This window comes from Streptomyces sp. NPDC088732 (genome assembly GCF_044751205.1).
Classification (GTDB): Bacteria; Actinomycetota; Actinomycetes; order Streptomycetales; family Streptomycetaceae; genus Actinacidiphila.
Genome location: NZ_JBIVLI010000034.1, coordinates 78,093 through 88,142, shown reverse-complemented (window position 1 = coordinate 88,142; position 10,050 = coordinate 78,093). Strand labels below are relative to the sequence as shown.

9 protein-coding genes are annotated in these 10,050 nt (G+C 72.5%); 3 read left to right on the top strand and 6 right to left on the bottom strand.

The features are described from left to right. The 6 genes from ACIP9H_RS38580 to ACIP9H_RS38555 form a co-directional block, all read right to left on the bottom strand. Positions 1-1,175 (bottom strand): beta-ketoacyl synthase N-terminal-like domain-containing protein (locus tag ACIP9H_RS38580; RefSeq protein ID WP_401963615.1); only part of this gene is annotated, 1,175 nt, incomplete at its 3' end. Positions 1,176-1,422: 247 nt separating this feature from the next. Continuing rightward, complete coding sequence (locus ACIP9H_RS38575) at positions 1,423-2,679, bottom strand: type III PLP-dependent enzyme (protein WP_401963603.1); 1,257 nt, start codon at positions 2,677-2,679, stop codon at positions 1,423-1,425. Continuing rightward, entirely contained in the window at positions 2,676-4,235 is a 1,560-nt protein-coding gene (locus tag ACIP9H_RS38570; protein WP_401963601.1) for an AMP-binding protein, read from the bottom strand. Before ACIP9H_RS38570 ends, ACIP9H_RS38575 begins: the two co-directional genes overlap by 4 nt. After that, complete coding sequence (locus ACIP9H_RS38565) at positions 4,235-5,914, bottom strand: AMP-binding protein (protein WP_401963599.1); 1,680 nt, start codon at positions 5,912-5,914, stop codon at positions 4,235-4,237. The genes ACIP9H_RS38570 and ACIP9H_RS38565 overlap by 1 nt, the downstream gene beginning before the upstream one ends. A gap of 1 nt (position 5,915) precedes the next feature. Continuing rightward, positions 5,916-6,170, bottom strand: a complete 255-nt coding sequence (locus ACIP9H_RS38560; RefSeq protein ID WP_401963597.1) for a phosphopantetheine-binding protein — start codon at positions 6,168-6,170, stop codon at positions 5,916-5,918. Then, on the bottom strand, positions 6,167-7,084 hold the full coding sequence (locus ACIP9H_RS38555) for an ACP S-malonyltransferase (RefSeq protein ID WP_401592899.1): 918 nt from the start codon (positions 7,082-7,084) through the stop codon (positions 6,167-6,169). Before ACIP9H_RS38555 ends, ACIP9H_RS38560 begins: the two co-directional genes overlap by 4 nt. A 509-nt stretch (positions 7,085-7,593) precedes the next feature. Between ACIP9H_RS38555 and ACIP9H_RS38550 the strand changes: the two genes are divergently transcribed. From ACIP9H_RS38550 to ACIP9H_RS38540, 3 genes are read left to right on the top strand one after another with little or no spacing between them, the layout of a single operon-like run. Then, a complete protein-coding gene (locus ACIP9H_RS38550) occupies positions 7,594-8,340 on the top strand; it encodes a thioesterase II family protein (RefSeq protein WP_401963595.1) in 747 nt (248 codons plus the stop codon). Next, positions 8,333-9,187, top strand: coding sequence for a metallophosphoesterase family protein (locus tag ACIP9H_RS38545; protein WP_401963593.1), 855 nt, complete (start codon positions 8,333-8,335; stop codon positions 9,185-9,187). The genes ACIP9H_RS38550 and ACIP9H_RS38545 overlap by 8 nt, the downstream gene beginning before the upstream one ends. Then, positions 9,184-9,939: a 4'-phosphopantetheinyl transferase gene (locus ACIP9H_RS38540; RefSeq protein ID WP_401963592.1), complete on the top strand. Its 756-nt coding sequence runs from the start codon at positions 9,184-9,186 to the stop codon at positions 9,937-9,939. Before ACIP9H_RS38545 ends, ACIP9H_RS38540 begins: the two co-directional genes overlap by 4 nt. Positions 9,940-10,050: the final 111 nt, after the last annotated feature.

Genomic DNA, 10,050 nt, shown 5'->3' with positions numbered 1-10,050 from the left:
CCCACACCCAGACCCGCCGCCGCCAGCGCGTCCAGAATCAACCGCTGCTGCGAAGGACCGTTCGGCGCCGTCAGACCATTGCTCGCCCCGTCCTGATTCACCGCACTGCCCCGCACCACAGCCCACACCTCATGCCCCAGCCGCCGAGCGTCCGACAACCGCTCCACCACCAGAACCCCCACCCCCTCCGCGAACCCCGTACCGTCCGCCCCCGCCGCGAACGACCGGCACCGCCCGTCCACCGACAGACCACGCTGCCGCGCGAACGACGTGAAGATGCCGGGGTTGCCCATGACCGTCACCCCGCCGGCGAGCGCCAGCGAGCACTCCCCGCGCCGCAGCGACTGCACCGCCAGGTGCAGCGCCACCAGCGAACCCGAGCAGGCGGTGTCCACGGTGAGGGACGGACCCTCAAGACCCAGGACGTAGGAGACCCGGCCGGAGATGACACTGGGGGTGTTGCCGGTCATCAGATAGGCGTCGAGGCCGTTCGGCGCCTCGTGCACCCGGGTGCCGTACTCGTGCACCTCCGCACCCACGAACACGCTGGTCCTGCTGGACCGCAGCGCCGTCGGGTCGATCCCGGCGTGCTCCAGCGCCTCCCAGGCCGTTTCCAGGATGTGGCGCTGCTGGGGGTCCATGGCCGTGGCCTCGCGCGGGCTGATCCCGAAGAAGTCGGCGTCGAAGCCGCCCGCGTCGGCCAGGAAGCCCCCCTTGCGGGTGTAGGTCGTACCGGGCTTGTCGGGGTCCTCGTCGAAGAGCGAGGACAGGTCCCACCCGCGGTCGGCCGGAAAGTCGGAGAGCACCTCGCCGCCCTCCGCGACCAGGCGGAACAGGTCGTCGGGTGAGCCGATTCCACCGGGGTAACGGCAGCCCATGCCCACGATCACCACGGGGTCGCCGTCCGTCGCCGCCTCCTGCCGGACCGGGGCGGGGGCCTCGGGGTCGGCGCCGGCCAGCTGATCGGTCAGGTAGCGGGCGAGCTGGGCCGGACTGGCGTGGTCGAAGACGACCGTCACCGGCAGCTCGATGCCGACCGCGGCACTGAGCCGGGACTGGAGGTCGACCGCGGCCAGCGAGTCGAAGCCGAGTTCCAGGAAGGCGCGTTCGGAGTCCACCGCCTCAGCGGCCGTGGGCCCGACGTCGTTCAGAACGGCCAGCGCCTGGGCGCGCACCAGTTCCAGCAGCAGGCCGTACCGCGCCCCGGCCGGCAGGCCGGCCAGTCTGGCCTCCCAGGCTTCGCGGCGGGCCGCTCTCTCGTCGCCCCCGTCGGCGTGGGCGGAGGCGACGCTCTGCGTGCTACTCATCGAACGAACTCCATGGTGCGAGCGGTGGTTGGTGCGGGGCACGATGTGCCCGGTGGTATCCGCCCCGCAACGGCCGCCGGTTCACGACCGCGAGCGGTCCCGGGGCGGAACCCGTTCAGTCCAGGTTTCTCGGGGGCACGTCGACGCGGATGTGCTCGATCCGGGACGCCGTGGCGACGGCACCCCCGCGCAGCGTGACCTCCGTCGGCGCGGGCCGCCCGAGGAACATGAGCAGGCTCGCGGTGAGGCCGTACGCACCCACGTTGGGGAGGGTGACCAGGTCGTCGGCGCACAGCTGCGGCAGTTCGAGCTCCCGGCCGAGGATGTCGCCGGGGGTGCACAGCGGCCCGACGAGGCTCGCGGTGGCGGACGGCCGTTCCGGTTCAGCGGTGGCGCCGGTGTCCTCCGCGGGCCGGGCCGAGGTCGGCAGGAGCCGGCCGAGGCCGGACATGCCCCCGAGGGTGTTGATCCCGGCGTCCAGGACGTGGAAGGTCTTCCCCCGGCTCACCTTGGTGTTGACGACCCGGGTCAGCAGGGAGCCGCTGTCGCCGACCAGGTAGCGGCCGGACTCACAGGCGATCTCGAAACCACCGGTGCGCCAGCGCGGGAAGTGCTCGTCCAGGGCTGATTCCAGCGCGGCCCGCAGCCTTGTGTAGCGGGGCCGCTGTCCCGGCGCGGCGTACGGAGAGGCGAAGCCGCCGCCCAGGTCGAGCAGGCTCAGCCGGATGCCGAGCCGGCGCTCGACGTCGGCGGCCACGGTGATGCTGTTGGTGAACTCGGCGATGAGGTCGTCCTCCTCCCGCGCGTTGCTCAGCGGGAAGAAGTGCGCACCGACGATCCGGGTTCCGGGGACGTCCAGGATCCCGGGTGCCGGGGCGTCGAGGAGTTCGCTGTCGAAGCCGAACTGGGACGGGGTGCCGGTCATCCGGATGCTGGTCGACGCGGTGGCACTGGCGCTGTTGACGCGGATGAGGCAGTCGGCGACGGATCCGCCGGCGAGCGCGGCCGCGCCGATCCGCCGCAGGTCGCCCGGCGACTCGGCGGAGAAGAGCCGTACGCCGTCGGCGATGGCCTGCGCCAGTTCGCCGGCGGTCTTGCCGGGCCCGGTGTAGAGGCAGTCGGCGGCGGGGAACCCCGCCGCGAGGGCGGCGGCCAGTTCTCCGGTGGAGCTGATCTCGGCGCGGCAGGTACCGGGGACGTTCTCGTGCACGGCCTCCGCGACGCGGGGATGGGGGTTGGCCTTGAGCGCGTAGAACAGCGAGAACCTTTCGGGAAGCGCCGCGGTCAGGTCGTGGCAGGCGTCGGCGACCCGGTCGAGGTCGTAGACGTACAGGGGTGTGCCGTAGCGCGCCGCCAGTTCTTCGCGATTCACCGGGTCTCTCCGTCGATCATTGCGGCCAGCGCCTTGCGGTCGCTCTTGCCGTGGGGTGTCAGGGGCAGTTCTGCCAGGGTCCGGCAGTGGGCGGGCACCTTGGCGGGCTCCAGGCGCCGCGCGAGTTCCCGAAGGACCGTGTGGGGATCGAGTTCGCTCGCCACCACGATCGCCAGGTCGCGGCGGTCGGTGGGCGCGAGGACGACGCAGGCCCGCACACCGGGTATGTCGGCGGCGGCGGCCTCGATCTCGACGACGCTCATCCGTGTCCCGCGCCGTTTGAACAGGTCGTCGCGGCGGCCCTCGAAGTAGAGGAAGCCGTCCTCGTCGAGCCGTCCGAAGTCGCCGGTGTGCAGCCGGAGACCGCCGGCGCCGTCGGGCCGGAAGGTCACGGCGGAGCGCTCGGGGTCCCGCCAGTACCCGGGCATGACGTGCGGTCCGGCGGCGACGATCTCGCCGGTCTCCCCGGCCGGCACCGGGCGGCCCTCGCCGTCCACGATCAGGACGCTGGTGCCGGGCAGCGCGAGGCCGACCGATCCGGGGCGTTCGTCGTCACGGTCGACGGGCATGACGGTCAGCCGCTTGCATTCGGTCTGCCCGTACTGGCGCACGACGCGAGCACCGGGGAAAGCGCGGCGCAGGCCGTCGATGGTCGCCTGCGGCAGGGCCGCTCCGGTGCTGGTGAACATCCGCACGCCCGGTACGGGTTCGGCCTCCCGGGCGGCCAGCTTGACCAGCATCGCGGCGAGCGACGGGACAACCGGCACGACGGTGGCCGCGGTCTCCCGGATCCTGCGCATCAGGACCAGGTCCGACGTACCGTCACCGACCAGCACCAGGTGGGAGCGGCCCAGGGTGCTCAGCAGAACCTTGTACAGCCCGACGTCCCAGGACATCGGGAACCGGCTGAGCACGACGTCGTCGGGGCGGTAGCCGAGGACCTGCTGGATCGCCGAGGCCGCGAAGACGACCTGGGCGTGCGGGCAGGCGACCGCCTTGGGCGTGGAGGTGCTGCCGGAGGTGTACAGCAGGACGGCGAGTGCGGTGGGGGCGACGGCCGCTCCCGGGAGCCGTTCGCCGTCGGGCAGGTCCGCCCGTCGCTCGACGTCGGCCCAGACGTCCTCGATGCTGTGCACCGGGGCCGGGGTCAGGCCGCCGAGCCCGCTCGCGGCCGCGGCCTCGGCCACCAGCAGCGCGGGTTCCGCGTCCGCCAGCAGCGGCCGCAGCTGGAACTCCCGGGTCTCGGGGTTGAGCGGAACGAAGACCGCTCCGGCGCGGGACGTTCCGAAGAGCAGCACGGCGAGCCGGGCCGTGGTGGGCAGGCGTACCGCGACACGGTCTCCCGGACGAACGCCCTGAGCAAGCAGCCACTGCGCGAACGCGTGGCTGAGCCGGGCGAGACGGCGGTAGGTCCAGTGGTCCGCGCCGTCGCTGACCGCGGGGGCTTCGGGGGCCTCGTGCGCGGCGGCGTCGAGCAGCCCGTGCACGAGCGAAGGCCCCGAGGCGGCAGCCCCGTGCGCGCCGTCGCCCTGGAGGTTGTGGGTACTGGACGGCATCACGGTTCCTTGTGGTTCGCCGGGAAGGACCCGGCGTCCGGCACCGCTGGGGTCCGGTCGCCGGGGTCCGCGCCGGGCTTGGTATTGGGAGCGGGGTCCGCCGCCGGGAGGCCGACCAGGCGTTCTGCTCTGCTGATCAGCGCAGCTCGGTCGATCTTCCGGTTGGTGTTCAGCGGCATCTCCGCCAGGTGCTGGAAACGCCGGGGCACCAGTTCGACGGGGACGGTGCGCAGGAGGTGGCGGGCGAGGGTGGCGACCGGAAGCGGCGCGCCGGTGTGGAAGGTGACCAGTTCGTCCGTCCCGGCGGACCTGACCCCCACCGTCAGGGTTTCCTCGACGCCGTCGCAGTCCGCAAGGGCATGGTCGATCTCCGCGGGTTCGACCCGCCATCCGCGTACCTGCACCTGGGCGTCCCCGCGGCCGAGGCAGACGAGTTCACCGCCCTCGACCCGCCGCACCCGGTCGCCTGTGCGGTACCAGGTACGTCCGTCCCTGACCAGGAAACGACCGCGGTCCTGCTCCGGGTCGAGGTAGCCGGTGACGGTCTGGGGACCGGTGACGCACAGTTCACCCTCGTCGGACACGGGCTCGCCGTCGGCGTCGAGCAGCAGGTGCTCGTGGCCGTCGTGGACGGCGCCGATGGGCAGGACCCCGTTGACGGACAGTGCGGGCGACCGGTCCTGCTGATAGCGGTGCGCCGAGATGCTGATGGTCAGTTCGGTCGGGCCGTACAGGTTCTCCACCGCCGAGGCGGGGGCCGCCCGCTGCCAGTCGGCGGCATCGCGCCGGCGGAATGCCTCTCCGATGAACAGGCTCCAGCGCAGACCGGGCAGTACGTCCGGGGTCAGGCCTCCGGCGCGGCGCACGACGGCGATGGCGGCCGGGGTGGAGAACCACACGGACAGGCTGTTCCGGGCGGCGAACGCCGGCAGGTCGTGGTACGCGCGCTCCGGGACGCCCAGCAGGGTGCCGCCCGCCCCCCAGGCGCAGAACAGGTCGAACATGGCGCAGTCGAATCCGAGGTCGAACGTCTGGGAGAAGACGTCGTCCGGTGCGAAGTCGTACCGGGCGTCCAGGGTGCGGAAGTAGTGCGCGGTGTTGCCGTGGGTGACCGGCACCGCCTTGGGTGTACCGGTCGATCCCGAGGTGAACAGGATGTAGGCGCGGTCCTGCGGGCTCACGGCGCGCGGCCGGTCCAGCGCCGACCCCGGGTTCGGCCGGACGGCCGGGCCGGCCGCGGGTCCGGCGCCGCCGGAAGCCTCGGCGGCGAGCACCGGCAGGCGCGGCCGGTCGGGCAGCGCCTGGAGCAGGGCGGGCAGCACGGCGTCGCCGAGCGTGTCGGTGACAAGGGCCGTGACCCCCGCGGCGGTGACCATCCGGCGCAGTCGCTCGGGCGGGAAGGCGGGGTTGAGCGGGACCACGGGGGCGCCCGCGTAGAGTCCGGCGAGGACCGCGGTCCAGCCGGTGATTCCTCCGGCGGTCAGGATGCCCAGGGTCAGCGGCCGCTGCGGCGTCGCGTCGAGCAGCGCCCCGGCCCAGGCCAGGGCACGTCCGTGCAGTTCGGTATAGCGCACGCGCTGTTCCCCGTACCGGGCCGCCGTTCCTTCCGGGTTCCGGGCCAGGCCGCGCAGGAACCGGCCGTGCAGTGCGTCGCTGAAGTCGGCCTGATCAGCGGCCATGTCACACCGACCGAGGTCGGAGGCCGTCGATGACGGCCCACAGCGCGGCCGGGGTGTGGAAGGTCGCGGGGGTGAGGTTGTCGTCCCGGAAATGCACGCCGTAGGCGGTCTCCAGGTCGGACAGCAACTCGACGGTGCCCATCGAGTCCAGGCCGAGTTCGCGCAGGGGAAGATCCTCGGCGAGCGGCTCCTGCGCGCCGAGGAACGGCAGGTGGCCGCGGAGGATGTCCTCGAACTGCTGGTTCCACACGGTCATCGGGTTCCTTCCGGGGTCGGTTGCGGTCGGCTCTCGCCGTCCGGGGCCATGCGGGCGGCGGCACGCCGCGCCGCGGGGAGCAGGGCGAACTGCGGGCTGACGGAGGTGACCTCGAACGCGCGCCGGGTCGCGGCGACCCGGCCGAAGAGGTTGTCGGGGCCCGCCACCACGACGTCGCCCACTGCGAGTTCCCGCAGGGTTCCGATGACCAAGGGCCAGCGGAGCGGACGGACGAAGCAGTCCAGGAGCAGGGTGCGGACGTCGTCCGCGCGGTCGACGAGCCGGCCGTCGTGGTCGGCCACGATCGGCACGGCCGGATCGGTGAAGGGCAGGGAGTCCAGGAACAGCCGCGCCCTCTCCCGCAGTGGGCCGAACACGCTGGAGTGCATGGGCGGCCGCATCGTGTACAGGGGCAGTCCGCCGACCGCGCGCAGGCGTCGCTGCAGGTCGTCGAGGGCGCGTTCGCGCAGGGTCACCATGAAGAAGTCGTCGTCGAGGTAGCAGGAGATCTCGTACCACTCGCCGGCTGCGTCCATCTCCGCGAGGATCTCGTCCAGCCGGTCGGCGGGAGTGCGGATGAAGGAGTGGGTGACCACGTCCTGGTGGTCGGTGCGGAAGTACTCCTCGGTGATGCGGGCGAGTTCCGCGGTCATCAGGACCGCGTCCGGGAAGGACAGGCTGCCCGTCCAGGCGGCGGCGGACTTCCCGCCGAAGCTCGGTCCCGCGCAGTACGCGGGGTCGGTTCCCAGCTCGTGCTGCGACCAGCGGGCCAGGGCGACGCAGTTGACCATGAAGGCGACTTGGGCGTCGACGCAGTAGGGGTCCTCGGAGGCGCTGAACCGGTCGGCCACACTGTGGCCGAGCACGTCGTCCGCGACCGCGGCGAGTTCACGTGCGTGCGGGTTGCTCAGCATGAAGCGGGCCACGTCGGCGTAGCGGACCGGTCCCATGCCCGGGAAGACCACGGCGCTGGGCCCCGTCGCGGGCTGTGGGCGGTTCACCGGGTCCCGCCGGTGCCCTGGTGGCGGCGCGGGCGCCGCTTTGAGCGGACGCAGTCCCGGACAGGGGGGACGGCAGACAACATGGGTTTCCCATCGGCGGATCAGAGCCGGGTGGCCCGCGGCGCCGGGGCCCGGATTCCTCACGGTGCGCCGCGCGGTCGGAGGCCGGCGTGGTCGGACAGGACGACCCTAGGACGGTGAAAACGGACCCGGACCCCTAGGAGAGCCCCTAACGCCCCCTGAGGCCGCTGGCTCTCCTGCCGTCCGGCGGACCGGCTTGGGGTACGTTCGGGAATTCGGGACGCGAAGCGGCCGACGTGGGCCGATCCGGCCGCGCGGCCCGGCCGGAGCGGCCTGTCCGGGCGGTGTCAGGTTCCGGAATCCATCAACGCTGCGGGAGAACCGACGTGTCAGGACCAGTCATGGACAACGACCTGTGGATCAGGAGGTTCCAACCCGCCACGCCCGGCAGTGTGCCCCTGGTGTGCTTCCCCTTCGCCGGCGGCTCGGCCGGCTACTTCCGTCCGCTGCCGGCGCTGCTCGGACCTGGTGTCGATGTGCTGGCCGTGCAGTATCCGGGACGTCAGGACCGCCGGAACGAACCGGTGGTGGACGACATCCCGCGGCTGGCGGAACTGATCTGCGACGCGCTGGCGCCCATGGCGGACCGGCCGTACGCGTTCTTCGGGCACAGTATGGGCGCCCTCGTCGCCTTCGAGGTGGTGCGGTGCCTCGCGCTGCGCGGCCGCCGCGAGCCGGCCGTCCTGTTCGTCTCCGGCCGGCGGGCGCCGTCGGTGGTACGCGACGACCGGGTGCACCTGAAGTCCGACGCCGACCTGGTGACGGAGCTGCGGTCACTCGGGGGAACGGACGCCGCCATCCTCGCGGACGACGAATTGGTGCAAATGATCCTTCCCGCGGTCCGGGGCGACTACCGCGCCGTCGAGACCTATCGGGCACCGGTCCCGCAGGCCGTCCTGGACGTCCCGATCGCGGCCCTGATCGGCGACCAGGACCCGAGGGTCTCCGTCGAGGAGGTCTCGGGCTGGAGGGACCACACCTCGGCCGGCTTCTCGCTGAAGATCTTCCCCGGTGGCCACTTCTATCTGGGCGAGGCCGCCGCCGATGTCGCGGCGGAGATCACCGCCACGCTGTCCGCCCATGTCTGACGGGCCGCAGCTGCTCGCGGTGAGCGACCTGCACGTGGGATACCGGGAGAACCGCTCGATGGTCGAGGGGTTCCGGCCCGGGACGGACGGCGACTGGCTCATCGTGGCGGGAGACGTCGGCGAGTACGCCGCGGACGTGGAGTGGGCGCTGTCCACCCTCGCGGAGAACTTCTCACGGGTGATCTGGCTGCCGGGCAACCACGAGCTGTGGACGCCCAAGGACGATCCGGTGCAACTGCGCGGCGTGGCCCGCTACGAGTACCTGGTGGCCATGTGCCGCCGACTGGGCGTCCTCACCCCCGAGGACCCCTACCCGGTCTGGCAGGCGCCGGACGGACCGGTGACGGTCGCACCACTGTTCCTCCTGTACGACTACACCTTCACCCCGCCGGGTCTGACCGGCAAGGAGCAGGCCCTGGAACAGGCGTACGCGGCCGGTGTCGTCTGCTCCGACGAGTTCCTGCTGCACCCGGACCCGCTGCCGAGCCGCGAAGCGTGGTCGCAGGCGCGGGTCACCGCGACGGAGGCCCGCCTGGCCGCTCTCCCGCCGGGGACCAGGACCGTTCTCGCCAACCATTTTCCGCTGACCCGTGATCCCACCCTGGTCCTGCGCTACCCCGAGTTCGCCCTGTGGTGCGGCACGGAGCGCACCGCGCGCTGGCACGTCCGCTTCGGCGCGGTCGAGGTCGTCTACGGCCACCTGCACATCCCCAGGACACTCTGGATCGACGGAGTGCGGTTCACCGAGGTCTCGGTCGGCTATCTCCGTGAGTGGCAGCGCCACGGCGGTCCGCCGCCCGTACCGCGCCGCGTGCTCTCCGGCACCGGACAAGGGGCGGCCAGGTGATCGCGGCGGTGCTGCCGGCCGGCGCGGTGTCCGCCGAGGCGTTCAGCGACGTTCCGGGCGGCGTGGCGGCTCTCTTCCCTGCCGAACGGCAGCTGGTGGACGGTTCCGTCGCAGGCCGGCAGGCGGAGTTCGGCACCGGACGCGCCTGCGCCCGCCGTGCCCTGGCCGCGCTGGGCGAGCCGCCGGCCCCCATCCTGCGTGACCGGTTCGGCGCACCTGGCTGGCCGGCGGGCGTCGTCGGCAGCATCACCCACTGCGACGGCTTCCGGGCGGCAGCGGTCGCCCGTGCCGAGGTGATCGCCTCCCTGGGCATCGACGCGGAGCCCGACGCGGCGGTGCCCGACGGCGTCCTGGAGGCGATCACCGCCACACCGGCCGAGCGGGAGCTGATCACGGCCCTGCAGGCCGATCTCCCGGAAGTCAGCTGGGACCGGCTGCTGTTCAGCGCCAAGGAAGCGGTGTACAAGACCTGGTACCCGTTCGCCCTTCGCATGATCGACTTCTCCGAGGCCGAGATCCTCCCCTTCGCGGACACCGCCCGCAGCGGGGGCTTCACCGCGCGGCTGCTCTCCCCCGGCCCGCTGGTCGGCGCCACCCGGCATGACGTCCTGCACGGCCGGTGGGTCGCCCGGGACGGCTTGCTGGTCTGCGCCACGGCGCTGCGGGCCGACGGGACTCCCCCGTACCCGGGTCACCGGCACCCAGGCGGAGCCGCGGTCCGAAGTCCCCGAACTCCGCACTCACGCGACTGACATCACACCGCCGTCTCAGGGCTGCCACCAGCCAGAACAGCACCCGAAACCGCTCCGACGCCACTCAAAACCAGCTTTAACCCGCCCCATACGCCGATCCGGCGCTTTCGC

Coding starts and splice junctions, on each gene's coding strand:
- ACIP9H_RS38555 (WP_401592899.1), bottom strand. CDS start 7,084: ATGCTGAGCAACCCGCACGCACGTGAACTCGCCGCGGTCGCGGACGAC.
- ACIP9H_RS38550 (WP_401963595.1), top strand. CDS start 7,594: ATGGACAACGACCTGTGGATCAGGAGGTTCCAACCCGCCACGCCCGGC.
- ACIP9H_RS38570 (WP_401963601.1), bottom strand. CDS start 4,235: ATGCCGTCCAGTACCCACAACCTCCAGGGCGACGGCGCGCACGGGGCT.
- ACIP9H_RS38545 (WP_401963593.1), top strand. CDS start 8,333: ATGTCTGACGGGCCGCAGCTGCTCGCGGTGAGCGACCTGCACGTGGGA.
- ACIP9H_RS38565 (WP_401963599.1), bottom strand. CDS start 5,914: ATGGCCGCTGATCAGGCCGACTTCAGCGACGCACTGCACGGCCGGTTC.
- ACIP9H_RS38560 (WP_401963597.1), bottom strand. CDS start 6,170: ATGACCGTGTGGAACCAGCAGTTCGAGGACATCCTCCGCGGCCACCTG.